Annotated in this window: 21 protein-coding genes; 9 read left to right on the top strand and 12 right to left on the bottom strand. The window is 61.6% G+C overall.

The window, feature by feature from the left end; genetic code table 11:
• Positions 1-178: 178 nt before the first annotated feature.
• Positions 179-1,552, bottom strand: coding sequence for a DUF1329 domain-containing protein (locus DM813_RS19780; RefSeq protein ID WP_128325052.1), 1,374 nt, complete (start codon positions 1,550-1,552; stop codon positions 179-181).
• A 28-nt stretch (positions 1,553-1,580) separates the two neighbouring features.
• Positions 1,581-3,497 (bottom strand): DUF1302 domain-containing protein, encoded by a 1,917-nt coding sequence (locus DM813_RS19775; protein ID WP_128325051.1) that lies wholly within the window; start codon positions 3,495-3,497, stop codon positions 1,581-1,583.
• Positions 3,498-3,786: 289 nt separating this feature from the next.
• Between DM813_RS19775 and DM813_RS19770 the strand changes: the two genes are divergently transcribed.
• Positions 3,787-5,766, top strand: coding sequence for an alkyl/aryl-sulfatase (locus DM813_RS19770; RefSeq protein WP_128325050.1), 1,980 nt, complete (start codon positions 3,787-3,789; stop codon positions 5,764-5,766).
• A gap of 28 nt (positions 5,767-5,794) precedes the next feature.
• Here DM813_RS19770 and DM813_RS19765 read toward each other — a convergent pair whose 3' ends face one another.
• Entirely contained in the window at positions 5,795-6,013 is a 219-nt protein-coding gene (locus tag DM813_RS19765) for a DUF4287 domain-containing protein (RefSeq protein WP_128325049.1), read from the bottom strand.
• A gap of 121 nt (positions 6,014-6,134) precedes the next feature.
• On the opposite strand from DM813_RS19765, the gene DM813_RS19760 reads away from it, so the two are divergent.
• The gene (locus DM813_RS19760; protein WP_128325048.1) at positions 6,135-6,905 is read left to right on the top strand and encodes a FecR family protein; all 771 of its coding nucleotides are present in this window, start codon (positions 6,135-6,137) and stop codon (positions 6,903-6,905) included.
• Between the two features lie 30 nt (positions 6,906-6,935).
• Here the strand turns inward: DM813_RS19760 and DM813_RS28815 are convergent, their stop codons facing one another.
• Positions 6,936-7,799: a sensor domain-containing diguanylate cyclase gene (locus tag DM813_RS28815; protein ID WP_128325047.1), complete on the bottom strand. Its 864-nt coding sequence runs from the start codon at positions 7,797-7,799 to the stop codon at positions 6,936-6,938.
• Between the two features lie 236 nt (positions 7,800-8,035).
• Here DM813_RS28815 and DM813_RS19750 point away from each other — a divergent pair, with 236 nt between their 5' ends.
• Complete coding sequence (locus tag DM813_RS19750; RefSeq protein ID WP_128325046.1) at positions 8,036-9,442, top strand: DUF2252 domain-containing protein; 1,407 nt, start codon at positions 8,036-8,038, stop codon at positions 9,440-9,442.
• Between the two features lies 1 nt (position 9,443).
• Here the strand turns inward: DM813_RS19750 and DM813_RS19745 are convergent, their stop codons facing one another.
• The 4 genes from DM813_RS19745 to DM813_RS19730 all read right to left on the bottom strand — a co-directional run bounded on the left by DM813_RS19745 (position 9,444) and on the right by DM813_RS19730 (position 11,282).
• Positions 9,444-9,605, bottom strand: coding sequence for a DUF2986 domain-containing protein (locus DM813_RS19745; protein WP_128325045.1), 162 nt, complete (start codon positions 9,603-9,605; stop codon positions 9,444-9,446).
• Between the two features lie 171 nt (positions 9,606-9,776).
• Positions 9,777-9,962, bottom strand: coding sequence for a DUF1289 domain-containing protein (locus DM813_RS19740; protein WP_128325044.1), 186 nt, complete (start codon positions 9,960-9,962; stop codon positions 9,777-9,779).
• Positions 9,946-10,326: a hypothetical protein gene (locus DM813_RS19735; protein ID WP_431311993.1), complete on the bottom strand. Its 381-nt coding sequence runs from the start codon at positions 10,324-10,326 to the stop codon at positions 9,946-9,948. Before DM813_RS19735 ends, DM813_RS19740 begins: the two co-directional genes overlap by 17 nt.
• Positions 10,327-10,391: 65 nt before the next feature.
• Positions 10,392-11,282: a LysR family transcriptional regulator gene (locus DM813_RS19730; protein ID WP_128325042.1), complete on the bottom strand. Its 891-nt coding sequence runs from the start codon at positions 11,280-11,282 to the stop codon at positions 10,392-10,394.
• Positions 11,283-11,390: 108 nt separating this feature from the next.
• Here DM813_RS19730 and DM813_RS19725 point away from each other — a divergent pair, with 108 nt between their 5' ends.
• On the top strand, positions 11,391-12,380 hold the full coding sequence (locus tag DM813_RS19725) for a zinc-dependent alcohol dehydrogenase family protein (protein ID WP_128325041.1): 990 nt from the start codon (positions 11,391-11,393) through the stop codon (positions 12,378-12,380).
• A gap of 9 nt (positions 12,381-12,389) precedes the next feature.
• Here DM813_RS19725 and DM813_RS19720 read toward each other — a convergent pair whose 3' ends face one another.
• Together DM813_RS19720 and DM813_RS19715 are read right to left on the bottom strand one after the other, a co-directional pair.
• The gene (locus DM813_RS19720; RefSeq protein WP_128325040.1) at positions 12,390-12,890 is read right to left on the bottom strand and encodes a DUF4405 domain-containing protein; all 501 of its coding nucleotides are present in this window, start codon (positions 12,888-12,890) and stop codon (positions 12,390-12,392) included.
• 209 nt (positions 12,891-13,099) lie between these two features.
• Positions 13,100-15,904, bottom strand: a complete 2,805-nt coding sequence (locus DM813_RS19715; protein WP_128325039.1) for an amino acid adenylation domain-containing protein — start codon at positions 15,902-15,904, stop codon at positions 13,100-13,102.
• A gap of 182 nt (positions 15,905-16,086) precedes the next feature.
• Here DM813_RS19715 and DM813_RS19710 point away from each other — a divergent pair, with 182 nt between their 5' ends.
• Entirely contained in the window at positions 16,087-16,551 is a 465-nt protein-coding gene (locus tag DM813_RS19710) for a GNAT family N-acetyltransferase (protein WP_241653205.1), read from the top strand.
• On the opposite strand, the gene DM813_RS19705 is transcribed toward DM813_RS19710, so the two are convergent.
• The gene (locus DM813_RS19705; RefSeq protein ID WP_128325038.1) at positions 16,523-17,455 is read right to left on the bottom strand and encodes a LysR family transcriptional regulator; all 933 of its coding nucleotides are present in this window, start codon (positions 17,453-17,455) and stop codon (positions 16,523-16,525) included. The genes DM813_RS19710 and DM813_RS19705 overlap by 29 nt on opposite strands.
• Before the next feature lie 127 nt (positions 17,456-17,582).
• Here DM813_RS19705 and DM813_RS19700 point away from each other — a divergent pair, with 127 nt between their 5' ends.
• The 4 genes from DM813_RS19700 (at position 17,583) to DM813_RS19685 (ending at position 24,614) form a co-directional block, all read left to right on the top strand.
• Positions 17,583-18,323 (top strand): SDR family NAD(P)-dependent oxidoreductase, encoded by a 741-nt coding sequence (locus tag DM813_RS19700; protein ID WP_128325037.1) that lies wholly within the window; start codon positions 17,583-17,585, stop codon positions 18,321-18,323.
• Positions 18,324-18,341: 18 nt separating this feature from the next.
• Positions 18,342-18,557: a tautomerase family protein gene (locus tag DM813_RS19695; RefSeq protein ID WP_128325036.1), complete on the top strand. Its 216-nt coding sequence runs from the start codon at positions 18,342-18,344 to the stop codon at positions 18,555-18,557.
• A 145-nt stretch (positions 18,558-18,702) separates the two neighbouring features.
• On the top strand, positions 18,703-20,904 hold the full coding sequence (locus DM813_RS19690) for an OsmC domain/YcaO domain-containing protein (protein WP_128325035.1): 2,202 nt from the start codon (positions 18,703-18,705) through the stop codon (positions 20,902-20,904).
• A 305-nt stretch (positions 20,905-21,209) separates the two neighbouring features.
• Positions 21,210-24,614 (top strand): Ig-like domain-containing protein, encoded by a 3,405-nt coding sequence (locus tag DM813_RS19685; RefSeq protein ID WP_128325034.1) that lies wholly within the window; start codon positions 21,210-21,212, stop codon positions 24,612-24,614.
• A gap of 53 nt (positions 24,615-24,667) precedes the next feature.
• Here the strand turns inward: DM813_RS19685 and DM813_RS19680 are convergent, their stop codons facing one another.
• The gene (locus tag DM813_RS19680; protein ID WP_128325033.1) at positions 24,668-25,621 is read right to left on the bottom strand and encodes an alpha/beta hydrolase; all 954 of its coding nucleotides are present in this window, start codon (positions 25,619-25,621) and stop codon (positions 24,668-24,670) included.
• Positions 25,622-25,657 lie beyond the last annotated feature (36 nt).

Below are 25,657 nucleotides of genomic sequence, written 5' to 3'. Positions count from 1 at the left end.
GTTTTGCCTACTTTTTCCAGGAAAAAAGTAGGCCGCCGTAAGGGCGGAAGGGGCCGGCAGCTGCGCCACATGGATTGGATAAGCCCCCAGATCAAGACCCAGACCCAAAACTCCGCAAGGGTCTAAAAAAAGGCAACCCGAGGGTTGCCATAAAGACCAGCGTCGATCCCTTGCCCGCCTAGCGCACACCCGCCTGGCGCAATGCAGCAGGCGTATAGTTCGCCGCCACACTCTTGAACCCAAACTCGATACTGCGTTTTTCCTCGTTCTTCAAACCCACCACCGAATAGCGCCCGGCCACCAGGTCATACAGCGTTTCAGCGGTATAGCCCGGCACCTGCTTGTGGTAGTACTGCTGGATATGCCCTTCCCCCACACGCCACAGCTGCCCACGGCCATCGTAGTGATCCACCTCGGCCAGTTCCCAGCTGTCTTCATCGAAATACATGTGGCGCGTGGCGTAGATATGGCGTTCGTTGGGCTTGAGTTTGGCCACCACCTCCCACACCCGGTGCAATTCGTAGCGGGTCAGGTCCTGATTGATGTGACCGGCCTTGAGGATGTCTTCGTACTTGAGGTTCGGCGAGTCCAGCTTGTAGCTGTTGTAGGGGATGTACATCTCCTTCTTGCCGACCAGTTCCCACTCGTAGCGATCCGGTGCACCGTTGAACATGTCGTAGTTGTCCGACGTCGCCAGGCCATCGGCGGCCGTCGCCGGGCCGTCATACGCTACCTGCGGGGCGCGGCGCACACGGCGCTGGCCGGCGTTGTAGAGCCAGGCCAGGCGCGGTTCCTTGACCTGGTCGATGGTCTCGTGGACCAGCAGCACGCTACCGGCCAGGCGTGACGGCGCCGTTACCCGCTGAATGAAGTAGAAGAGGATGTTACCGCCCTTGTCGGCGCCCTCCCCCAATTCCGCCGGGTAGGAGATCTCGTCCTCGAACTCGACCATGCTGAACGCGCCGTTGGCCTGCGGCTGCACACGGGTCATCAGGCGCTTGATGTTACCGCCGCGGTAACGGGTGGTGTGGTTCCACACCACTTCGACGCCCGTCTTGGGCTGCGGGAAGGCGTAGTAACGGCTGTCGTTGAAGCCCTTGAGGCCGTTGCCGCCATCGACCCCTTCGGTGTTGAGGGCGCTGACCTTGGCCAGTGCATAAATGTTCTGCGGCACGGCAGCGGTACGGTGGGTCCTGTACACCGGGATCTTGTAGGTGTCCGGGTAGCGCGCCAGCATGGCCATCTGCCCGGCCGACAGCTTGTCCTTGTACTGCGCTGCGTTCTGGGCCGTGATGGTGAACAGCGGCTTCTCGTCAGCAAACGGGTCGGCTAGAAACCCCTTGCTGTCCACCGCACCGGCGTTGGTCGGCAAACCGCCGGTCCAGGCCGGGATGCTGCCGTCGGCGTTACCGGCCTTTTCTGCACCCAGCGGAGTCAGGCTGGTACCGAGTTTTTCCGCTTCCTGCGGCGAGACCTTGGCCATCGCCGTACCGGCCAGCAGGCTAAGCACCACGGCACCGGTGTACATCAGGTAGCTATTGTTTTTACTCATCACAGGAGTCCTCGTTCGGTGTCTGTGCTTAGAAGCTCATGCCCAGGCTCAGCGCCAGGAAATCGCGGTCGGTGGTGGGGTTGTAATCACCCCCAAAGAAGTTGGTGAACGAAATCCCGGCGGTGTAGGCATTTCGGTAATCGGCATCCAGCCCGAGGCTGACGGCCTTGGCGCCTTCATTGAACAGGCCGTTGGGACCATAGCCGTCGACATCGTGCGACCAGGCCACGCTCGGTTTGAGGTTGACCCCGGCGAATACGTTGGGGTAATCCCAGATGGCGCGGGCGCGATAACCCCAGGAGGTGGTCGTGGCGTAGCCCTTGCTGTTGCAGTACTTGCTGGAATTGGCGGCAGCCGGGGTTCCAGAGAAGGTCCCGGCGTTGATCGCCTCGCACGACGGCAAGCCGCCGGTCAGCACACCGGGCAAAGCACCCGGACCGTACACCGGGTCACGGCCGTAACGCGCTTCGGAGGTTTTCTCCAGGCCACCGATGTGCGCGACCCCGACTTCACCGATCAGGGTCAGGCGCTCGGCCCCCATGATCTGGTCGAAGAAGTGCGTGAACGTAGTCTGGAACTGGGTGATTTCCTTGCGGTTGTAACCATGCAGGGTGCTGTCCGGGATGGATGCCGGGTCGCCGCCCAGTACCGAATACTGGCTGAACGGTGCGAATGCCGGGTTCATGCCGGCAATCCCGCGTACCCCGGCGTACAGCACGTCGGTGGTATTCAACTGCACCGGCGCGTTGGGGCGGTAGCTGATTTCGCCCGACCATGCCGTGCCGGTGGGCAAGGTGGTGGAAAAACTCAGGCCGTACAGGCGGATGTCTTCCGGGTACTCGATAAAGTACTGGCTGCCGCCCGCCACGTTGGCAATCGCCGCCCCCGAGCGGGCGGCGGCCGGAATCGCCGGCACCCCACCGGCCAGCACCGCAGCCGATTGCTGGTAGTCGGCACGGCTGGCGGCCTGGGTGCTGAAGAACGGCGCGCGGCTGTGATAGTTCATGAAGTAAGCGCCAAACTCGGTGTTCAGCGGCTCGAACATATAGCGCAGCGCAGCGCCCCACTGGCCGCTGTCACGGGCGTCACGGTCGCCGCCACGGGGGATCACCACGCCTTCGGAGGTGGTCTGGTAACCCAGCAACGGCCCGAACGCGCCGAGTTGTGGCCGCAGGACATTGAGATTGCCGGTGCAACCATCGGCGACCACGTCGGCTTGCGAGAAGAAGGTGCCGCAGTTATCGACGACGGTCTGGTCCCATTCCAGTTGGTAGAAGGCTTCGGCAGACAGGCTCTCGGTCAGGCTCTGCGACACGTAGAACATGTTGACCGGAATCAGCCCTTCCTTGATTTCCGCCCCCGGGCGGCGGAACGCCGAAACATCGATCGGGTTGATCGAGTTGATGCTGTTCTGGATGAAGGTGCTCTCACCCCAGCTCACCACTTGCTTGCCCAGGCGCACCGAGCCCGGTTGCTCGGCGATGGTGTAGTTGTGATAGACGAAGGCATCGAGCAACTGCGCCCCGGACGCCTTGGCGCCCTCTTTGCGACCGTGATCGTCGATGTCCTTGAACGGCCGGCTTTCGTCCTTGAGTTCGAAGTCATACCAGTACTTGCCACGCACGAACACGCCGCTGTCGCCGTACTTGAGCTCAAGGTCGTGGATGCCCTTGAAGATCTTCGAGAAGGTTTCGCCTTTCTTGAAATTGAGGTGACCGTCATCGCTGGTTTGCGATAGCCCCGAACCGCCATTGTTGCCGCCGATATAGCCCTGGTGCGGGCTTTGCGTTGACCAGCTGGCCCCCACCGACAAGGAGGAGTCGAACTGCCCTTCGATTTCTCCGAGGGTGAAATCCACGGCCTGAGCCTGCCCGGCGATGCACAAGGCGATGGTGCTGGCCAAAGCACTGCGTTGGAACCGTACGCGTTTTGTTGTTGTAGTCATGCGACTAATCCCTGCTGTTTACCAATCGGCGTTGAATCGGTGGCCAACGCTAATGATTCAGGGATGCCGAGGTAACAGGCGAAGGAGTGATATTGAAAATCATCCGAAAGGATGAGGATTTTTGCCGCCGGCCAACGGTCCGCCTGCACGCGGGGGCTGGGCTGGCGGCAGCGCGCAGCGCCAGGCCGAGATTCATCCCCGCAGTCACTCCTTTTCAGTATTGGATGGCCGCGACCGTGCCCCTAAGGTGCGGGGTAGACGTCTTTCGCCCCTCACTTACAGGTGATTCATGCTCTCTACCCGATCGTCCCGCGCCTTCGCGATGGCAGCCGCCCTGCCCTGGTTGGCCCTGTCGGCGCATGCCGAACCCGAAGCGCCGAAGCCCGCCACCGAGGTCACCCGCCAGGCCAACGCCGCCGTCCTCAAGGCCCTGCCCTTCAACGACCGCCAGGACTTCGAAGATGCCCAGCGCGGCCTGATCGCCCAGCCCAAGGAACTGAGCATTCGCGATGCCAGTGGCAAGGTGGTCTGGGACATGGCGACGTACCAGCGCTACATCGGTATCGACAAGGCGGCACCCGACACCGTGAACCCGAGCCTGTGGCGCATTGCCCAGCTGAACATGCAATACGGCCTGTTCAAGGTCACCGACAAGATCTACCAGGTGCGCGGCTATGACCTGTCCAACATCACTTTCATCGAGGGTGAGACCGGCTGGATCGTCTTCGACCCGCTGCTGTCGGTGGAAACGGCCAAGGCCGCGCTGGAGCTGGTGAATGAGCACCTGGGCAAAAAACCGATCGTAGCCGTGGTTTACAGCCACTCGCATGCCGACCATTTCGGCGGCACCCGGGGCATCATCAACGAGCAGGATGTAAAAGACGGCAAGGTGCGGCTGATCGCCCCGCCGGACTTCAGCGAACATGCGGTTAGCGAAAACATCGTTGCCGGCAACGCCATGTCGCGTCGCGCGGTGTACATGTACGGTGCGATGCTGCCGCGTGGCCCGCAAGGCGGCGTCTCTGCAGGCCTGGGCCAGACGATTTCGACCGGCCAGATCTCAATGATCCACCCCACCGAGGAGGTCACCAGAACCGGCCAGGAGCTCACCGTCGACGGTGTGAAAATGGTCTTCCAGCTGACACCGGGATCCGAAGCACCGACCGAGATGAACACCTATTTCCCGCAGTTCAAAGCCTTGTGGATGGCCGAGAACGTCACCCGCCAGATGCACAACATCTACACCTTGCGCGGCGCCGAAGTGCGTGACGCCCTGCAATGGTCACACTTCATCGAGCAAAGCCTGGCGCTGTACGGCGACAAGGTCGACGTCGAGTTCCAGAGCCACCACTGGCCGACCTGGGGCCAGGCACGCATTGCGCGTTTTCTCGGCAAACAGCGCGACCTGTACAAATACGTTCACGACCAGACCGTGCGCCTGATGAACGAAGGCTACAACGGCGAGGAAATTGCCGACGCCATCACCCTGCCACCGGAACTGGATCAGGAATGGTTCAACCGGGGCTACTACGGCACCCTGAAGCACAATGCCCGCGCCGTGTACCAACGCTACATGGGCTGGTACGACGCCAACCCGTCCAACCTCGACAACCTGCCACCGGTACCGGCGGCGAAAAAGTACGTCGAATACATGGGCGGTTCGGCCGAGCTGTTACGCAAGGCTCGCGCCGACTTCGACAAGGGCGAGTACCGCTGGGTGGCCGAAGCGCTCAAACATGCAGTGTTTGCCGAACCGGACAACCCGCAGGCAAAGAACCTGCTCGCCGACACCTACGAGCAGCTGGGCTACCAGGCCGAATCCGGCCCGTGGCGTTCGGTGTACCTGCAAGGCGCCTATGAACTGCGCAACGGCGTGCCGCAGAGCGGTGGCCTGAAAACCGCCAGCGCCGACATGATCCGCGCCATGTCACCGGAGATGCTCTTCGACTACCTGGCCGTGCGCCTCAATGGCCCGGCAGCTGCCGGCAAGAAAATCTCCCTGAACCTGGACTTCACCGACCTGGGCAAACAGTACAACCTGCGGGTGGAAAACGGCGTGCTCAACTACCGGGACACGCCAGCAGCAGACGCCGACGCCGGCCTGACCCTGAAGATGAGCACCTTGCTGGACATCCAGATGGGCCAGGGATCGCTGGCAGAGAAAATCAAGGACGGCGAGGTCAAACTGGAGGGACAGGCGCAGGCGTTCTCAACGTTCATGGGTCTGCTGGACACGTTCAAGTTCTGGTTCAACATCGTTACCCCGTAACGCCAGGCAGCTGGCTGGGCGGCATTGCTCATTTGCCTTTGCTGCCCGCCAGGAAATGCGCCACCAGCGCATTGGCGTGACCATGGCCCATGCCGTGCTCGGCCTTGAGCCACGCCACCATTTCCATGTGCTTCTTGCCGCTCAGGCTTTCCAGCAAGCTCAGCCAGTGGGCAACCGGCTGCCCGTACTTCTTCTCGATGGAAGGAAAATAAGACGCGGGTCCTTTGGCTTTTGGTTCTTCGCTCACGCTGCAAACTCCCTATCTGCCTGGTTGAGGGCCGGAGCCCGGTCATGTTTCGGTCAGCCCTAGAGTATAGGCGGCACGCCGTGGGTTACACTCAAGCCAAGACCTGTAAGCGTAGATTCCCATGAAGCCTGCAGTACCCGCACAGGTGCGCCGCCAGGGCCGTCACCTCGCCATTTTTGCCTTATTGGCCTTGATCAGCGCCTCCACCCTGTTGGCCAGCCCGTACCTGCAGCAGGGCTTTGCGCTGGCCGACCTGAGCACGACCAGTGACGAGCGACGCAGCGAACGGCTGGCCGATGGCAGCCAGATCGATATGGACGCGAGCTCCGCCGTCGATCTGCAGTTCGACCCCCAGCAACGCAGGGTAAACCTGCTGCGCGGCGCGGTACGGGTGCAAGTCGCCAACGACCCACTACGCCCGTTCAATGTCGTCACCCCGCAAGGGCACATCCATGCGCTAGGCACACGCCTGATTGTCGAGCGCCTGGAAGATGCCACGATTGTCACCCTGCTCGAATCCGCCGCCCGGGTCGACAGCGCCGGGCACAGCAGGACATTAAACGCCGGCCAGCGCCTGCGTTTCGACGCGTCGGGCCCCGGGGCAACACAACAGGTAGACAGCCTAGCCCTGGAAAACGCCTGGAACTCCCATCATCTGGCGGCCGATGACCAGCCACTTTCCGAGGTGCTCGAGCGCCTGGCGCGTCACCGGGAAGGCCTTATGTGGTTCGACAAACACGCGTTGTCGACGCTGCAGGTGACGGCGATGCTGCCCACCGATGACAGCGACGGCGCCCTGCGCCAGTTGGCAGGCACCCTGCCCATTCAGGTCCGGCAGTACAGCCCGTGGCTGACGGTGGTTTCGCTCAAGCCGCGGCGTGCCGAGAATTGACCTGTTTGCTATGACGTGATGCCGACAGCATCACCCCGTCACTGAACGGTGGCGTTTGATCCGGTACATATCGCCATCGGCATGACGCAGCAAGGTATCGGCATCTTCCCCGTCGGCGGGGTAAAACGCCACGCCGATACTGCAGGACGGCATGTCCATGCCCTCGAATTCAGCACCGAGCGGCTCGGACAAGACCGCGAGAATCTGCCTGATCTTCTCGTACACGGCATCCGGCGACTGGATGTCGGTCAGCAGCAGCGTGAACTCATCACCGCCCATGCGCGCCACCGTGTCGGTTTCGCGTACGCAGCCTTCCAGACGCCGGGCAACGGTGCGCAACACCCGGTCGCCGATGACATGCCCATGGGCATCATTGATGCCCTTGAAGTCGTCGATATCGAGAAACAGCAACGCCAGGGTGTTCTGGTGACGGTGGGCCGAACGCAGGGCCGAGTCCAGCCGGTCCGTGAACAGCGAGCGGTTGGTCAGGTGGGTGAGCGGATCATGGTGTGCGAGAAAATGCAGCTCCTCCTCGGCTTGCCGGAGGGCCGTGACGTTACGGGCGACACCGATCCGCGCGCCCACCTCGTCAGACCAGTGCGCCGCCCACAGAATATGCACGACTGCTCCATCCTTGCGCAGGTAACGATTGCGGAAGTCGACGTGGGACTGGCCATTCATCACGCGGACAATCGAGGCCTGAGTGGCCGACAGGTCGTCGGGGTGAATGTAGTTGGTAATCGGCGTGCCCGTCAGTTCGTCGGCGCGGTACCCGAGCAATGCCTCGCAGGCATCGCTGACAAATACGATCTGATTGTCCCTGTCGACCACGAAAACCGTGTCCAGCATCAGATGAATCAGCTTCGGGAAGAGTGCTTGCAGGTCCACAGGCATAGGTCAGGAAGTCCGGTTCATGTGTATTGATCAATGCCCGATCATCCATGGCGGCGGCGAGGACTTCCTGTTCCCGAACCGATTGAAGCGCTTATTTGTACCCTGAGCGCGCGCCTTTTTCGAGCCCCGGCGACAACATTCACGCACTGACGTGCACCGCCAGCTTCGCCGGCCCACCGTTTGTCCTGCATTCCCCTTCTACACTCAGTCACATTACCCGTCCGCAGAGTTCCCCCATGGCTACGCTCAAAGATCGCTTCAAGGAAGGCCGCGATGCACGCAAACACTGTCCGCGCAGTACCCAGGCGATCGTCGGCAACGTCAGCCGCAACCCGATCCCGCTGATCAAGGCCTCCAGCGAAGGGCGCGTCAAGTCGCTGGTCGCCCTGCGCTACGGGCGCATGCTAGTGTCGCCGTTCACCTTCTACCGCGGTAACGCCTTGCTGCAGGCGCACGACCTCGCCGGCACGCCGACCATGGGCCTGGTGTCACCGATCTGCGGTGATTGCCATCTGATGAACTTTGGCGGCTTCGCCACCCCGGAACGCAACCTGGTGTTCAGCGTCAACGACTTTGACGAAACCCACCCCGGGCCCTGGGAATGGGACCTCAAACGCCTGGTGGCGAGCTTTCTGGTAGCCGCCCGCGACCTGCGCCATGGCGACTCGGTGGGCGAAGCGGTGTGCCTTGAAGTGATGCGTTCGTATCAGCAGACCATGCTTGAGTGCGCCGAACAAAGCGCGCTGGAGACCTGGTACGGCGCAATCACTTACGAAGATCTGCGCAAGCAGGCAAGCAAGACGGCCCTCGAACATGTCGAACGGGCCATCGCCAAAGCCGAACGGCGCACCCATGCCGAGCTGTTGCCGAGAATCACAGAACGGGATGCCCAGGGCCGCCTGATCATTCGCGACGATCTACCGGAAATATTCCACCTGCATGGCAGCACTACCCTGCTGGACGCCGACGATGACTGGCTGCACGACTCGGACTGGCGCAAGCACCTGGAGAAAGCCCTGCGCGAATACCGCGCCACCCTGCAGCCTGACCGGCGCCATCTGCTGGCGCGCTTCAAGGTCCAGGACCTGGCGTTCAAAGTGGTGGGTGTCGGTAGCGTCGGTACGCGCTGCCTGGTAGCCCTGTTGAACGACGATCAAGGATCGCCGCTGTTCCTGCAGTTCAAGGAAGCACGACGTTCGGTGATCGCCAACTACGTCAAGGCGCGGTACCGGGTGAAGCATCAGGGCCAACGGGTTGTCGAAGGCCAGCGGGTGATGCAGTCGGCAAGCGACCTGTTCCTCGGCTGGACCACCGGCCCTTTGGGGCGTCACTTTTACGTCCGGCAGTTGCGCGACATGAAAATTTCAGCCGAACTTGAAATGTTCGATGCCGACACCTTTGCGGCTTACGGCAGGGTCTGTGGCCGTGCCCTGGCACGCGCCCACGCCAAAGCGTCAGGTTGTGCGCCGCAAATCAGTGGCTATATCGGCAAAAGCGATGCGCTGGCCGAGGCCATGTACGAGTTCGCGCTCACCTATGCCGAGCAGAACGAGCGCGACTACGAACGCTTTCAGCTGGCCTGCCGTCAGGGGCGTTTGCTGGCGCGTTCGGAGGCCGATTTTGCCGCTGACCATCAGCCGTAGCTCAGTTCTCCTGCGGCGTCTCGGGGGCCTGGCTGGCTTCAGCCTCCAGCTTTGCCCGATCGGCTTTGCTGATGTATTTGGGTTTGTTTTTCGGCGCCAGCTTGGCGCTGGCCTTTTTCGCGTGCGCAGTCAGTAGCTGCTTGATTTTCTTGCGGCGGTTCATGCTTTCTTACTCAGCATTGTGAATGCGCAGATGATATCAGCTGCGCGCCATGTGGGAGCGGGTTTACCGGGACGCCGGACCGCCGCGAAGGCGGCCGGAAGTGCAACTCGGAAACGGGCCTGTTGCACATACCATCGCGGCGGTCCGGCGTCCCGGGAAATCCGCTTCTACTCAGTTTCTTTTCTTTTTGTTGATGCTCTTCATCCGCGCGCTGGCTTTCTGCACCGTGGCCATTTTTTCCGGCCGTTTCATCCCTCGCCACTTGCGAATTTCTTCGCGGGTGCGCCCACAGCTCACGCACATTTCGCTGTTCAACTGGCACAGCGATACACAGGGGTTTTCAATGTCTTTGGCCATGCTTGCCCCCTGAACGTTGCCGTGCGTTCAATCGTGCGGCCCAGTTCCCCCCGTGTGTCGCGGCGCAGCGCTCCTCGGAGTCCATCTCCAGGTGGGTGGCGATCGCGGACACGGTAATGCCGATGTCCGCAAAGGCTTCCAGCGTCAGTGCCTGCATCCTCACAGCACCTGGGCTGGCGGCAGCGGCGTTCATGTTGCTGTCGGTATCGAACACCCAGGTAACCATCAAGCTCTCTGGAAAGCGCTCATAGTCGACCCGGTGGGTAAGCCACTCAAAGCCGACAAGTTCACCTTTGGCCACTTCACAGGCATGGGTCAGCGCTCGCGCCAATTCTCGTTCCATACCCGCGTGTTTGCGTTTCATTGATGCCACCCGGTGTTACCCCACGCTAATGAAGCGAGGGCTTATCGCTGATGCAAGCCCGATAATCAAGACCTGTGTGCAAATGCTTCAATGGCAAAGTCGAGGAAACTGCGCAGTTTGGGCGTCAGGCGCTTATCGGGCGCATACAGGGCGTGCATCGGGGACGTCGGTACAGGGTACTGCGGCAGCAGCGTCACCAGCGTGCCGGCTTGCAGGGCATTCCTGACCAGCTCCAGCGGTTGCAGCACGATCCCCAGCCCCGCGACGGCCGCAGCCAGCAATGGGTCCCCCTGATTAATCGTCAATCTGCTTGTAATCGGCACATCAATTCGTCCTTCAGGTCCGTCAAAGCTCCACCACGACCTGCCATCGGAATACGCGAAGCCCAGGCACTCGTGCTGCTGCAACTGCCACGGATTGGTAATCGGCGGGCGTTGTGCAAGGTAGGACGGTGCAGCACACAGCACCAGCCGGTAAGGCGCCAACGTCAGCGCCTTGAGCCCGCTGCTGGACAGCTCGCCAATGCGAAACACCACGTCGTAACCGTCATCAACCACGTCGACCAGTTCGTTCGACAGCGTCAGGTCGACCGATACCTGCGGGTACTTGAGCATGTACTCCAGCAGGCGTGGCGACAGGGTATGCATGCCAAAGGTCACGGGGGCGTTGATGCGCAGGCGTCCGCTGGGTACACCACGGGTCACTGCGGCCAGGCTTTCCGCCGCCTGCATGTCGGCGAGGATGACCTTGGCGCGCTGATAGAATGCCTGGCCGAAGTCGGTCAGGCTCTGGCGGCGTGTGGTGCGGTTGAGCAGCGACACGCCCAGGTGCTGTTCAAGCATTTTCACCTGCTTGCCCACCAGTTGCGGTGACAGGTTGAGGTCGTCTGCGGCGGCGCTAAACGAGCCCGTCTCCACCGCTTTGACGAAGGTAGCCATTTGCGTCAGGCGATCCATTACAAACCTTTTGTTTCTAGTATTGAGCCATCGTAGGCCTTTATCCGGGTGGAACCAACGCCTAAATTTCTACCCACGTTCACCCCCACTTACGAAGAGGCATCTACCATGGCACGCATTGTCAGAATCCATGAATACGGCGACGCCAACGTTCTCAAGCTGGAAGACCTGCAGGTACAGGCACCGGCGGCAGACGAAGTGCAAATCAGCGTCAAGGCCATCGGCCTGAACCGCGCTGAAGTGATGTTCCGCAATCACGCCTACTTGCAGGAAGCCGAGTTCCCCAGCCGTCTGGGCTACGAGGCGGCTGGCGTTGTGGTTGCAGTGGGCAGCGCGGTTAACGAGGTTAACGTCGGCGATGCTGTCGGTCTGATCCCACCGCTGGATATCGCCCGCTGGGGCACCTATGGGGAGCTGGCGAATGTGCCGGCGCACCTGGTGGTGAAAAGCCCGGCGAATCTGTCGTTCGAGGAGGTCGCTGCATCGTGGATGCAGTATGTGACCGCGTGGGGCGCACTGATCGATCAGGCGAAACTGCGCCAGGGCGATTTCGTGCTGGTGACGGCCGCGTCGAGCAGCGTCGGGCTGGCCGCCTTTCAGATGGCGCGTAGTGTCGGTGCCACGGCGATCGCCATCACCCGCACCCGGGCCAAACAACAGGCACTGCTCGATGCCGGCGCCGCCCATGTCATCGTCAGTGACGAGGAAGACATCGTCGAGCGGGTCATGGCGCTGACCGATGGCCAGGGTGCTCGGGTGGTATTCGACCCCGTCGGTGGGCCGTCCTTCGAGCCCCTCACCCGCAGCATGGCGCGCGGTGGCATTCTGCTTGAGTACGGTGCGCTCAGCCCCGAACCTACCCCGTTTCCGCTGTTCACCGTGCTGGGCAAGAGCCTGACCCTCAAGGGCTATCTCTATGCCGAGATCGTTTCTGACCCTGCCGCCCTGGCGCGGGCCAAAGCATTCATTCTGCAGGGGCTGGAGTCAGGTGCGTTGCGACCGATCATTGCCAAGACCTTTGCCTTGGCAGACATTCAGGATGCCCACCGCTTCCTTGAAGCCAACCAGCAGATCGGCAAGGTGGTGGTGACCGTCTGACCGACCCCGTTAGCGCCGCTCATTCATCAATTGCGCGATCAGTTGCGCAGGTTGCAGCTGCGCCGACTGCGCGATCTGGTTCAGGGTGTCGCTGGACGAGTTCACCGAAAGCCCCTGGCGACGCAGGCGGGTAATCAACTCGTCAGGGGTGCTCTTGAACAGTGCCGCGCTGTCAGCCAGCGGTGCGTTGGTCACCAGCTGGACGACTGCAAACGCAGGATTGCCGCCCTGCCGACCGCCGCCAGACGGAATCGCGAAAGGCACCGCTACCAACAGCGAAAGCAGCACTGGTGCGAACAGCGACTTGCGTTTGACATAGCCCATCATCGGCCCCCAGTTCTTCCACAGGTGCAGCACAAACGGCACCAGCAACACCATGCTCAGCCATTCATGCATGCCATGAAACAGCCCCGGCGCCCAATGGAAGAACAGCGCCACACCCGACACCATGGAGACGATGAAGAAGCCGGTGGTCAGTGGCGTGGCGTAACGGTTGATCAGGTTTTTCAAGGCAGAGACGTCCGTGGTTTCGTGGCCCAGGCAGCGGCGTGCAAGCAGGCGCGCCGGCCTGTTCACGAGGGGCAATTGTTCGGTATGGTGAGGCGGCAAATGGTAGCGCTGATCGGTGTAAAGAGTGTGTAAGCCAGGGTAAAGTTTTGAAACAAATTAGCGAAAGGCTGATGCCTTGCACATCAGCCTCTGACGCCACCCCCTCCCCGTCAGGCCACCCGCTCGAGCGAATCAGCCAGGCGCTTGTTGCGGCCCTTGTTCCAGCTCAACATGACCAGCCGCACGCCCTTGTTCCAGCAATACCCCACCACCACCCCACCGACGACGGCCAGCACCACCGAGAAGGCGGGCTGATCGAAGATGCGCCGGGCCACCGACTGGAACTGGAAGTGCGTCAGGTAGATGTACAGGGTTGACGAGGCGACCAGTGCCCCCGCCCGCGCCAGCAGGCGAGGCACCGAAACGGCCTTGAACCAGATCAGCGCGAGCACCGCCGGCAAGGCAATGTCAATGTACTTGCCACTGGCAAATGCCTCCCAGCCAAGGCCCGCCATGGCGAAAGCGTCCTGCTCGCCGATCACCAGCAAGGCCATGGCACTGGCACCCCACTTTTGCGCAGTGGAATCGGCAAAGTGCACCGCCATGCCCAGCACCATGATCGCCAGGTAGTGCTGGGGTACCCGGTTGTACAGCGCCGAGGCGTCGAATACCCAGCGATTGAGCAGCACATCCAGCACCACCAGTGCGCAGGAAGCGACCATCAGGCAACGAAACGGATTGGCCATGATCACTGCGCGCACGCGCTTGAACGACAGCACCAGCCCGGTGATCACCAGCATCTGAACCAGCACTTCGATGTACCAGTAGTTGAAATGGCCGACCAGATCCTGGGTGAACCAGTTGGAAATCAGCAGCAGCGATTGCCAATGCACGGTATCGAACACAGCCTGGGTCAGCGCGGTGTACAAGAGGGTCGGCACGACAATGGCGGTAACCGACTTGATCAGCATGCGCGCGTCGCCGCGTTCATCGATGGCCTTGAGCTGGAACCTTGCCAGGCTGAGGCCGGAAATCATGAACAGTACGCTGGTCTCGCCGCCGAACATCCAGGTCGGGAATTGGCGAAAATGCCCGACGACAATCAGCACGATGCACACGACCCGCAGCAGCACCGGTGTTTCCATGGCCCACCACGACAGTTTTGAAGCCTTGGCCTGGTTGGCCCGCTCGGCCAGCTCCCACACCGGGATCTGTTCCCAGCGGTTGGGCAAATGGCCGATCAGTTGCTCCAGCACCATCGAGGCCTGGACGAACGACAGTGAATCGCCACCCAGCTCCACAAAGGTCAGGTTGGCATCGACGCTCGGTACCTGGAGTATTTGTGCCCAGGCCTCGCTCAGCTTCAGCGCCAGACCGGCACTGGCGGCATGTCCTGCCGTGGTGTCGACGGGTGCGGGCAATGCGCGCTTGTCGATCTTGCCGTTGGGCGTCAGCGGGATGGCGTCGAGAAACACGAACAACGCCGGCACCATGTAGTCCGGTAACTCGCCGCTGAGCGCTTCACGCAGTTCAACCGGCGTCACCGGCTCAGCGGCAACGCAATAGGCCACCAGCCGGAGCATCGCGCTGTCATTATTGGCCAGCACCACACACTGTTTGACCCGCGGATGGCGGGCGATGGCATTTTCGATTTCGACCAGTTCGATGCGATGGCCGCGGATCTTCACCTGACTGTCGGCGCGCCCCAGAAACGTGACACTGCCATCGGCGAGGTACGTGCCCAGGTCGCCGGTGCGGTAACAGATGTCCGCCGGGTCAGCGGTGAACGGGTTGATCACGAACTTTTCCCCGGTCAGGGCGGTGTCACCCCAGTAGCCCAGGGACAAATACGGGCTGCGGATCAGAATTTCGCCCACTTCGCCTTCGTCGACCAACTGGCTGGCCTCATTGACCACCAGCAGTTGCGCCCCTTCAATGCCCTTGCCCAGCGGGATCCTGGTGTAGTCAGCGTGTGGGTCGACGCGATGAAAGGCCATCGCCTGCGGGGTTTCCGTGGTGCCGTAGAAGTTCACACTGATGGCTTGAGGCGCAATCGCGCGCAGCTGTTGGTACAGCGCAACACTCAGTGCATCGCCGCCCCAGAACCAGTAGCGCAGGCGATCGAGGGTCAGCGCACTCATCCGCGCCCCGGTCTCGATCAGCTTGCCCAGTGGCGGGGTCAGGTGCATCACCGACACATGATGGCGGTGTATCCACTCGGCCAGTGCTGACGGGTTGACCAGGGTCGACTGGACCGGACAGATGATCGTCGCGCCAATCGACAGCGGCGTGAACACGTCGCGATACACCGGGTCGTGGCCAAGCCCCGACAGCAGTGAAAAGTTGTCATCGCGAGTAAATCCGTGCTCGCGCACATGCCACTCGACGAAGTGCACCAGTGGCGCGTGGTGGGTGACGATACCCTTGGGCTCGCCGGTACTGCCTGAGGTGAAGGTGATATAGGCCGGTTGTGCGGGATCAACTTCAGGCAATTGCGCCCGATCGCAGGCAAATTGCTGCAACGCCCTATCAGGCGTTTCCGGCACCTGGACAACCTGCGATGAATGGCCTGCACGCTGCAGATTGAACTGCGCCGTGATGGCATCGCCACACAGCAATACGAAGGCGGGCTCAAGGGTACGGATGATCTGCCCGACACGCGCCGCAGGATAGGCCACGTCAGCAATGGTGAAGGTCAGGCCGGCACGCGCGGCGCCGAGCATGGCGTAGACCAGGCCCGCACAGCGGCTAGAAACAATCACCACACGGTCGCAGGCGGTGGCACCGTTTGCCAGCAGGAACGCCGCGATGCCCTGGCTGATCTGTTCCAGCTGGCCATAACTGCAGGTAGCGTCGTGGGCGATGATGGCTGTTGCGTCGGGTGAGCGTCTTGCCTGCCGTACAAAATCCTGGAATATCGGGCGCTCGACGCAGTAATCCAGGCTCAGCGTCGGGTTTGGGCGCAAATCCACCATGGTGTCTGCTTACTCCGCATGATCAGTACGTATCGAACATCAGCGATAGCTGAACGCTAGTGCACACTGGCCATCAGCGCCAATGGATGGCGGCCGCTGCGCGCTCGATCGCAGGCTGCGCAGCAGCCCCGAGCCCCCTTATACTCGCCAGACCACACGAATGCCCTATCAGGAGACGCGCAGTGCACGCCGCAACGTCTATTCGCCAGGCCAATCTGAACGATGCCGATGCCATCGCAGCACTGGTCAATGAGGCCTACACGCCGTATATCGCCAGAATCGGCAAACAACCGGCGCCAATGCTCGACGACTACCGGCAGGTCATCAGTGAAGCCGAAGTGTTCGTCCTCACCCAGGAAGCGGGCACTGTCGGGGTGCTGGTGATGAACCAGGAAGGCAATGAGCTGCTGCTGGTCAACGTCGCCGTATCAGCGCGTTGCAAGGGCAAGGGCTTTGGCAAGGTGCTGATGCAGTACTGCGAAGACTATGCCCGGCGCGCCCGATGCACAGCCATTCGGCTGTACACCCACGAGCTGATGAGCGAGAACATCGCGATCTACAAAAAACTGGGGTACCAGGAAACCCACCGGGCAACAGAGAACGGCTTTGCGCGAGTGTTCATGCGCAAGGCGCTGCAGGAGGGCTGACGCCTGCCTGAATCAGGTAATCGATAAACACCCTGACCCGCAGTGGCACATGCCGGGCATGCGGGTAGATGAGCATGAACGGGCGCGACGTCCCGCCAAAGGTGGCCAGTACCTCCACCAGTTCACCGTTGTCGAGCTCCTTTTGCACGGTGAACCGGTAGGCCTGCATCACCCCTGCCCCGCTTTTCACCAGGGTAACGGTCGCCAGGTAATCATCCAGGCAGGTGTAGGTGCCTGTGGTTTCCAGCTCCAGCCGCTTGCCTGCAACGTTGAACGACCAGGGCGCCGTGCGCCCGGTACTGGGCATCTCGAACTGGATGCATTCGTGCCCGGCCAGCGCCTCAAGGGTCAGCGGCGTACCGGCACGCGCCAGGTAGGCTGGCGTCGCCACCACTACCAGCTCGGCCTCTTCCAGGCGCCGGGCGATCAGACGTGAGTCCGCAGGTTCACGGCCGCGAATGGCCAGGTCGTAGCCTTCTTCGACGAAATCGATATTGCGATTGCTGGCATGGATGTCCAGGTGCACTTCGGGGTAGCGCTGGCGAAACGCGGGCAGCAGCGGCAGCAGTTTGTAGTGCGCATAGGGCGTGGGCACGCTGATACGCAGCAGGCCGGACGGCACGCGCTGCCCGCCCGTCACCTCGCGCTCGGCATCGAGCAGTTGCGTCAGTGCCTGGCGGCATTGCTCGTAATAGTTGTGCCCGCCATCAGTCAGGCGCATCTGACGCGTAGTACGCACGAACAACCGCACCCCCAGGCGCTCTTCCAGCCGGGCCACAGAGCGGCTCACCGCTGCCGGGGTGACCCCGGCCAGGGAGGCCGCGCGGGTGAAGCTGCCAGTTTCGGCCGCAAGGCAGAACAGCTCGATACTGCCCAGTTGAAGGTCGTCAAAGTGCCGCGTCATCGGTGCCGCCATTGATTACGTGATGTATCAATTGAAATGACATTCAGCACATTTTTCAATGACTGGTTGCAACTTAAAGTGTGCTCCACACCCCAGGCACCTTGCCTGACTGACTGGAGCATCGAGCATGAGCACTAAAAAAACCGTTATCGTTACCGGCGCCTCGAGCGGCCTGGGCTTTGCCATTGCCAAGGCCTACCTTGAGCGGGGCGACAATGTGGTCGGCAATGCACGCACCCTGGCGCGCTTGCAGGAGGCCGCGGCGCAACTGGGCAACCCGGCGAACTTTCTGCTGGTGCCCGGCGATATCGCCCAACCGCAAACTGCCCAGCGCCTGTTCGAAGAGGCCGTGGCGGCCTTCGGCAAGGTCGACATCCTGATCAACAACGCCGGCATCTTCATTCCCAAGCCGGTGGCTGACTACACCGAGGGCGATGTCAACGCCATCGTCGACACCAACCTCAAAGGTTTTTTCTACCCGGCGCAAGCAGCCGCCAGGCACATGGCCGCCAATGGCAGCGGGCATATCGTCGCGATCACCGCCTCGATTGCCCTGCAGCCCAACCTCAAGGTGCCGGCATTGCTGCCCGTGCTCGTCAAGGGCGGGCTCAACCAGGCGGTTCGGGCACTGTCGCTGGAACTGGCCGCCGCTCACGTCCAGGTCAACGGCGTGGCGCCGGGCATTATCGATACGCCGTTGCACGCCAATGACCCGCAGACCCAGGCCGCCTTGAAAACCCTGGCGCCTACCGGCCAGGTCGGTGCACCGCAGGATGTGGTCGACGCCGTGCTGTACCTGACCGATTCGACCTTCGTCACCGGCGTGGTCATCGCCGTGGACGGCGGCGCCAGCAGCGGTACCTGGTAACCCGACGAGGAGTGTGTCATGCCCTATGTAAACATTCAGGTCACCCGTGAAGGCGTGACCGCCGAGCAAAAACGCCAGTTGATCGAAGGCGCCACGGCCTTGCTGGAACAAGTGCTGAACAAGCCGCCCGCCACCACCTTCGTGGTGATCGAGGAGGTTTCAACCGATAACTGGGGCGTGGGTGGCGAGACCGTGACGGCACTGCGAGCCAGGCAACAGTCAGGTAGTGGCTGAATGAACAAGGGCCGGTGCCCTGCGGTGTGGATTACTGCACTGAATCCGCAGAGACCGGCCGGCGGCCATCGCGCAAAGCACAAGACTTCCCGCTGAAAAACCGGATAATGGCGGCCAAATCGTATTGCTCGTTATGGTATCCCGCATGGAAATCAAGGTTAATTTTCTCGACAACCTTCGTCTTGAAGCCAAGTTCGATGACTTCACGGTGGTTGCCGACCAACCGATCCGCTACAAAGGCGACGGTTCGGCACCGGGTCCGTTCGACTATTTCCTGGCGTCCTCGGCGTTGTGTGCGGCTTACTTTGTGAAGCTGTACTGCAACACCCGCAATATCCCTACCGACAATATTCGCCTGTCGCAAAACAACATTGTCGACCCGGAAAACCGCTACCAGCAGATTTTCAAGATTCAGGTCGAACTGCCTGCCGATATTTCCGAAAAAGACCGCCAGGGCATCCTGCGCTCCATCGACCGCTGCACGGTCAAGAAGGTGGTGCAAACCGGCCCCGAGTTCGTCATCGAAGAAGTCGACAACCTCGACGCCGATGCCCAGGCCCTGCTGATGCTCAGCCCGGCTTCAGACGCCAGCACCTATGTACTGGGCAAGGACCTGCCGCTGGAGCAGACCATTGCCAACATGTCCGAGCTGCTGGCCGGCCTGGGCATGAAGATCGAAATCGCCTCGTGGCGCAACATCGTGCCCAACGTGTGGTCGCTGCATATCCGCGACGCCCACTCGCCGATGTGTTTCACCAACGGCAAGGGCGCGACCAAAGAAGCCGCACTGGCCTCGGCACTGGGTGAATTCATCGAGCGCCTGAACTGCAACTTCTTCTACAACGATCAATTCTGGGGTGAAGACATCGCCAACGCGGCGTTCGTGCATTACCCCAACGAGCGCTGGTTCCAGCCCGGCCGCAAAGATGCGCTGCCCGCTGAAATCCTCGATGCCTACTGCCGCAAGATCTACAACCCCGACGGTGAACTGCTCGGCTCGCACCTGTACGACACCAACTCTGGCAATATCGAACGCGGCATCTGCTCGCTGCCGTTTGTGCGCCAGTCGGACGGCGAGGTGGTGTACTTCCCGTCCAACCTGATTGAAAACCTGTACCTGAGTAACGGCATGAGCGCCGGCAACACACTGGCCGAAGCACAGGTGCAATGCCTGTCGGAAATCTTCGAGCGCGCGGTCAAACGCGAAATTCTCGAAGGTGAAATCGCCCTGCCGGATGTACCGCAGGAAGTGCTGGCGAAATACCCCGGCATTCTCGCGGGCATTCAGGGCCTGGAAGAGCAAGGTTTCCCGGTACTGGTCAAGGATGCCTCGCTGGGCGGGGAATTCCCGGTGATGTGCGTGACCTTGATGAACCCGCGCACCGGTGGTGTATTCGCCTCGTTCGGCGCGCACCCAAGCTTTGAAGTGGCGCTGGAGCGCAGCCTCACCGAACTGCTGCAAGGCCGCAGCTTCGAAGGCCTCAACGACTTGCCTCAGCCGACCTTTGAAAGCCACGCGCTGACTGAACCGAACAACTTCGTCGAGCACTTCATCGATTCCAGCGGCGTGGTGTCGTGGCGTTTCTTCAGTGCCAAGGCCGACTTCGAATTCGTCGAATGGGACTTCTCCGGCCAGGGTGAAAACTCCAATGCCGAAGAAGCAGCAACCCTGTTCGGCATCCTCGAAGGCATGGGCAAGGAAGTCTACATGGCGGTGTACGACGACCTCGGTGCTACCGCCTGCCGTATCCTGGTGCCGGACTACTCCGAGATCTACCCGATCGACGACCTGATCTGGGACAACACCAACAAAGCGCTGTTCTTCCGTGCCGACATCCTCAACCTGCACAGCCTGGACGAAGACGCCCTGGCCGACCTGGTCGAGCGCCTGGTAGAAAGCGAGCTGGACGATTACACCGACATCAAAACCCTGATCGGCGTCGAGTTTGACGAGAACACCGCCTGGGGCCAGCTGACCATCCTGGAACTGAAGCTGCTGATCTACGTGGCCTTGCAGCAGTTTGAAGAAGCCAAGGAGCTGGTGGAAACCTTCCTGCAGTTCAACGACAACACCGTCGAACGCGGCCTGTTTTACCAGGCCTTGAACGTGGTGCTCGAGGTGGAGCTGGACGACGAGCTGGAACTGGACGATTACCAGGTCAATTTCCGTCGTATGTTTGGCGACGCACGCATGGATGCGGTGCTGGGCTCGGTGGATGGCAGTGTGCGCTTCTATGGCCTGACGCCGACAAGCATGAAGCTCGAAGGGCTCGACCGTCATCTGCGCTTGATCGACAGCTATAAAAAGCTGCACAGCGCACGGGCGAATGCCGCGGCCTCGCGTTAATCGCTGAACCGATGTGCCAGGGCCGCCCCTGGCACATCCCTTCACCACTCAAACCCCGCTCCTACCGCCAGAATTGGGGACTTATCCCCGTGGTTAGTGGCTTATTGCCCCCACTGTTTGGGGAATCGCCCGGCGCTTGATTGACCACCCACCGAAACAATTAGAAACAAGTCATTAATAATCCTCAACTTGCATCACCCCTTCTGCACTTGGCCTGGCGGTTGCTAAAGCCTCTCTGACCGCAGCAGCTGTCGCTCGCTGGAGACGACAGGTTTCGCCATTTGGCATGACGCGAGGGGAAAGCAATGAAACGCGCAACGCTAGGGCTTCATTCACGCAGCTATTTATGGGGGCCGCGTGTGGCCTCCGCGATGTTGATCACCGCCAGCCTGACCTCCGCCAGCGCGGCACCGCTGGATGACTTTGACCCGCCGCCGCCGACTGATCCATCGGCCTATACCAATCAAGCAGACGACCCAGCGGCCGCACTTGAAGCTTTGAAAACGATGCCGGAGACCAACCAGGGCGCGTTGGCGTTGCCCAATGGCGTGTATGGCAACCGCGACACACCGCGTGCCGACAACGTGTTGCCGCCCAGCCTGCAAACCTCGTTCAATTACCCCACCAACGGCAAACCCAGCCCGTTGTTCGGTGCCCTGCCCTTCACTCAGCAATTGCTGCTGTTCGAAGAATTCGGCACGGAGAAGCTCGACCCCACACTGCCGGCACCACCACTGACCTTTCCGGTGCCCACCGTTGGCCCTGCACCGCAACAGGACCCCGACAACGTCGCGCGCAGTGCGCCGTCACCCTCGGCGCTGGATGCATTCATGCGCCAGCCCGGGCTCTACCCGTTCCCGTCGCAGTTCTCCAACGTGCTGGACCGCAACCCCTGGAAAGCGCAGATCGAGGCCTTCCTCAACCGCCAGCCGGTGGGCTCGCCCGCCGAGGGCCGGCCACCAGGAAAGGGCTGGTCGCATCAGCGCTGGAACGAGTTCTACCCGCAGGCGCAGTTCAAGACCGTGCAGACCGGCGCGCGCATCAACACCGGCCTGCGCGACCGCAAGCAACTGCACAATTACGCCGTCGGTGAGTTCGGCCCGGGTGGCCTCTACTACCAGACCTCGGACATCCCAACCACCACCGGCACCACCCGCGGCATCGACACGCGCTTCCACCCGAACATGCCGCTGCAGAACCACAACGCGCTGTGGACCTTCGATGGCACCTTCCCTGCCAAGCTGCTGATGGCCCGCTACGGCCAGCCGCTGTTGATGCGCCACTACAACGGCTTGCCCATCGACCCGGCTGCCAACGCCGGCTTTGGCCTGCACACCATCAGCACCCATGAGCACAATGGTCACTCGCCGGCCGAAAGCGACGGCTACACCAATGCGTACTTTTTTCCCGGGCAGTACTACGATTACCGCTGGCCGCTGCAACTGGCCGGCTACGACAGCATCAACACCGACGCCCACGATCCGCGCGCGGCCTTCCCCTGCGCGCCGGGCGAAACCCTGTTCGTCAACGACACCAGCCCCGGCCTGAAAACCTGCAACAACGGCAGCATCAAGATTCGCGGCGACTGGCGTGAAACCATGAGTACCCACTGGTTCCACGACCATATGCTCGATTTCACCGCGCAGAACGTCTACAAGGGCAATGCGGTGATGATGAACTACTACAGCGCCCTGGACCGGGGTAACGAGGCCATGGAGGATGGCGTCAACCTGCGCCTGCCCAGCGGCTCGGCTTTGCCTTGGGGCAACCGCGACTACGACGTCAACCTCCTGGTGGCCGACAAGGCCTGGGATGAAAACGGCCAGCTGTGGTTCAACCCGTTCAACACCGACGGCTTCCTGGGCGACCAGATCCTGGTCAACTGGCAGTACGAGCCGCGCCTGAAAGTACGCGCACGCAGCTACCGCTTCCGTATTCTCAACGGTTCGGTATCGCGCTATCTACGCCTGGCCGTGGTACGTGAGGTGGCCGGCAATGGCGGCGAGTTCCCCGGGCCGTCCGGCTCCGGCGTGTCGTACACCCGCGTGCCGTTTCACTTGATCGCCAATGACGGCAACATCATGGAGCACGCCATACCGTTCGACGGCAGCATGGACCTGGACGGCGATGGCGACCGGCAAAACCACAATGCCATCCTGCCCGTACAAGGCATTGCCGAACGCTTCGACATCATCATCAACTTCGCCAAAAACGGGATCAAGACCGGCGACAAGATCTACTTCGTCAACCTGATGGAACACAAGACCGGCAAGGGTCCGGAGAAAGACCCGCTGAGCCTGGCCGACGTGCTGTCAGAGAAGTACAAGGCGGTGATCAAGCAAACCAGCAAAGGCCCGCAATGGGACAAGGGCGATCCAACCGTAGGCAAGTTCCTGCAACTGCTGGTGCAGCCTTACAGCGGCCAGGACGTGAGCATGAACCCGGCGGACTACGAGCCGGCCAAACCGGGCAAACCTGCCGGTAAAACCATGATTCCCCTGACCCTTGACCGCAACGCCGTCGCCGACCAGGCCAAACTCAAGGCGGCGCGCCACCGCGAGTTTATCTTCGGCCGCTCCGACGGCACTGACGAAGCGCCCTGGACGATCAAGACCGATGGCGGCTTCGGCTATGACATGGACTCCCGCAGAATCAGTGCGGCCCCGCAACTGGCGACGGGTCCGACCGATGCCGGGTACTCGGGCGACGGTACGCTTGAAGTGTGGAAAATCAAGAACGGTGGCAACGGCTGGACTCACCCGGTGCATGTGCATTTTGAAGAAGGGATCGTCCTCAGTCGCGACGGCAAGGCGCCGCCAGAATGGGAGAAATGGGCACGCAAGGATGTCTACCGTATCGGCGACGGCATCGACAGTTCGGTGGACGTGGAAATGGCCATCCATTTCCGTGAGTTCGCCGGGACCTACATGGAGCACTGCCACAACACCCAGCACGAAGACACCTCGATGCTGCTGCGTTGGGATATCGAGCACCCCGGCCAGTTCCAGTTGATGCCCACCCCGCTGCCCGGCTGGGACGGCGTCACCTACGTGAACTCGGCGGCACTGCCAACCTTCCGCACCGGTGAAAAGGACAACGACAACCAGGGCGAAAACAAAAAGCCGATCGCCAATAACGACAGCGCCACCAGCAACAACGGCCAGCCGCTGGTGATCAATGTACTGGCCAACGACAGCGACCCCGACGGCAACCTGCCGCTGAAAGTGGTGGGCCTGACCCAGCCGGATTCCGGCCAGGGCACGACCAGCACCGACGGCGTGCGCGTGACCTACACCCCGCCGGCCACTATCCCCGCCCCGTTCACGGCGACGTTCACCTACAACGCCAGTGACACCAAGAACGCGGTTTCGGATAACGCGGCAACCGTGACTGTCGCCGTCAGCGCCCCGCCGACCATCAACGAAGACATCACCGTCACCAGCGCCTCGGTCACTTCCCGCAGCAACAATCGCTACACCTGGGACCTGGCCGGGACCACCTCGCAAGCGACCGGTACCACGCTGACGGTTAGCGCTTCGACCACCACAGGACCGCTTAGCCTAGGCACTGCAGTGATCTCGCCGAGCGGCAGCGGTGGCCGCTGGCGGGTGTCGGTGACCACCACAGGCAGTGGCCCGAGCGCCAACCCGACGGTGACGATCAGCTCGACGTCAGGGAAGACCGTAACCGCGCCGATCACTTCGCGTTAAGCCGCACCAGCGCCTGCATTACAAGGGCCTCAAGGAAACTTGGGGCCCTTGTCTTACAGGCTGGCGAGCCACGTCTGTAGCCGCGCGTACACCTCGTCGACCTGCGCCACGATCCCGCCCATGCGCAGAAAATCATGGGTCAGCCCGGTTTCGACACTCAAGGTCACCCTTGTTCCCGCCGTCTCCAGCCAGTGCGCATACGCCAGCCCCTCGTCGTACAGCGGATCGTACCCGGCCAGCGCCACATAGGCCGGCACCTGGGCCACGGCAGCGCCCAGCAACGGCGAGGCACGCACGTCCAGCCGCTGCGCCGGATCACTCGCGTAATGCTGGTAGAACCATTCCAGCGTGGCGCTTTCGAGCAGATAGCCTTCACCAAACCGCGTATGCGAGGCCCGTACCTGGCTGATGTCCGCCACCGGATAAAACAGCACCTGCGCCAGTGGCTGCAGCGCGAGCTGCGCAGGCGCGGTCGCGGCCATTGCCGCCAGCACCGTGGCCAGCGTCGCCCCGGCGCTGTCGCCGGCGAGCACCACCCGCTGGCGATCAAGTTGCCAAACCTGCGCGTGCTCGGCCAGTGCCTCGAGACTGTCCTGGGCATCCTCCACCGCCGTCGGAAACGGGAACTCCGGGGCCAGGCGATACGCCGGCGCCAGCACAGCGAAATCGCCGCTCAAGGCCAGGCGTCGGCACACCGAATCATGAGAGTCGAGGCTGCCGACCACATAGCCGCCGCCATGGAAATACACAATCACCGGCAGCTGCTTGCCTGCGCTGGCAGCACTGCGATACAGCCGCGCGTCTATCTCCGCGCCATCGCGGGTCGGCAGCTGCAGCACGCAGACCTGCACATTTCCCGGCGGGTTGGGGTCGAGAATTTGCGACGTAGCGTCGAATTCAGTGCGCGCCAATGCGGGTGGCAAGGTGTGCATCGGCTGGCTCTTGCCGGTCAGGCGACCGAGTTCGGCAAGTTCCAGAAAGGCAGACAGATCAGGGTGCAAGGACATGAACACATCCGGAAAAAGGTAAGAAAAAAGCAGGGC

The organism is Pseudomonas alkylphenolica (assembly GCF_004025535.1).
In the GTDB taxonomy this organism is placed as follows: domain Bacteria; phylum Pseudomonadota; class Gammaproteobacteria; order Pseudomonadales; family Pseudomonadaceae; genus Aquipseudomonas; species Aquipseudomonas alkylphenolica_A.
The sequence above is the reverse complement of the archived record's forward strand: the minus strand, read 5'-3'. Positions and strand labels throughout refer to the sequence as shown.

What these genes read in the sequence shown, in the direction of transcription:
- DM813_RS19695 (WP_128325036.1), top strand. Translation starts at nt 18,342, where the DNA reads ATGCCCTATGTAAACATTCAGGTCACCCGTGAAGGCGTGACCGCCGAG.
- DM813_RS19745 (WP_128325045.1), bottom strand. Translation starts at nt 9,605, where the DNA reads ATGAACCGCCGCAAGAAAATCAAGCAGCTACTGACTGCGCACGCGAAA.
- DM813_RS19715 (WP_128325039.1), bottom strand. Translation starts at nt 15,904, where the DNA reads ATGGTGGATTTGCGCCCAAACCCGACGCTGAGCCTGGATTACTGCGTC.
- DM813_RS19730 (WP_128325042.1), bottom strand. Translation starts at nt 11,282, where the DNA reads ATGGATCGCCTGACGCAAATGGCTACCTTCGTCAAAGCGGTGGAGACG.
- DM813_RS19760 (WP_128325048.1), top strand. Translation starts at nt 6,135, where the DNA reads ATGAAGCCTGCAGTACCCGCACAGGTGCGCCGCCAGGGCCGTCACCTC.
- DM813_RS19700 (WP_128325037.1), top strand. Translation starts at nt 17,583, where the DNA reads ATGAGCACTAAAAAAACCGTTATCGTTACCGGCGCCTCGAGCGGCCTG.
- DM813_RS19775 (WP_128325051.1), bottom strand. Translation starts at nt 3,497, where the DNA reads ATGACTACAACAACAAAACGCGTACGGTTCCAACGCAGTGCTTTGGCC.
- DM813_RS19705 (WP_128325038.1), bottom strand. Translation starts at nt 17,455, where the DNA reads ATGACGCGGCACTTTGACGACCTTCAACTGGGCAGTATCGAGCTGTTC.
- DM813_RS19750 (WP_128325046.1), top strand. Translation starts at nt 8,036, where the DNA reads ATGGCTACGCTCAAAGATCGCTTCAAGGAAGGCCGCGATGCACGCAAA.
- DM813_RS19780 (WP_128325052.1), bottom strand. Translation starts at nt 1,552, where the DNA reads ATGAGTAAAAACAATAGCTACCTGATGTACACCGGTGCCGTGGTGCTT.
- DM813_RS28815 (WP_128325047.1), bottom strand. Translation starts at nt 7,799, where the DNA reads ATGCCTGTGGACCTGCAAGCACTCTTCCCGAAGCTGATTCATCTGATG.
- DM813_RS19740 (WP_128325044.1), bottom strand. Translation starts at nt 9,962, where the DNA reads ATGGCCAAAGACATTGAAAACCCCTGTGTATCGCTGTGCCAGTTGAAC.
- DM813_RS19685 (WP_128325034.1), top strand. Translation starts at nt 21,210, where the DNA reads ATGAAACGCGCAACGCTAGGGCTTCATTCACGCAGCTATTTATGGGGG.
- DM813_RS19680 (WP_128325033.1), bottom strand. Translation starts at nt 25,621, where the DNA reads ATGTCCTTGCACCCTGATCTGTCTGCCTTTCTGGAACTTGCCGAACTC.
- DM813_RS19770 (WP_128325050.1), top strand. Translation starts at nt 3,787, where the DNA reads ATGCTCTCTACCCGATCGTCCCGCGCCTTCGCGATGGCAGCCGCCCTG.
- DM813_RS19735 (WP_431311993.1), bottom strand. Translation starts at nt 10,326, where the DNA reads ATGAAACGCAAACACGCGGGTATGGAACGAGAATTGGCGCGAGCGCTG.
- DM813_RS19725 (WP_128325041.1), top strand. Translation starts at nt 11,391, where the DNA reads ATGGCACGCATTGTCAGAATCCATGAATACGGCGACGCCAACGTTCTC.
- DM813_RS19690 (WP_128325035.1), top strand. Translation starts at nt 18,703, where the DNA reads ATGGAAATCAAGGTTAATTTTCTCGACAACCTTCGTCTTGAAGCCAAG.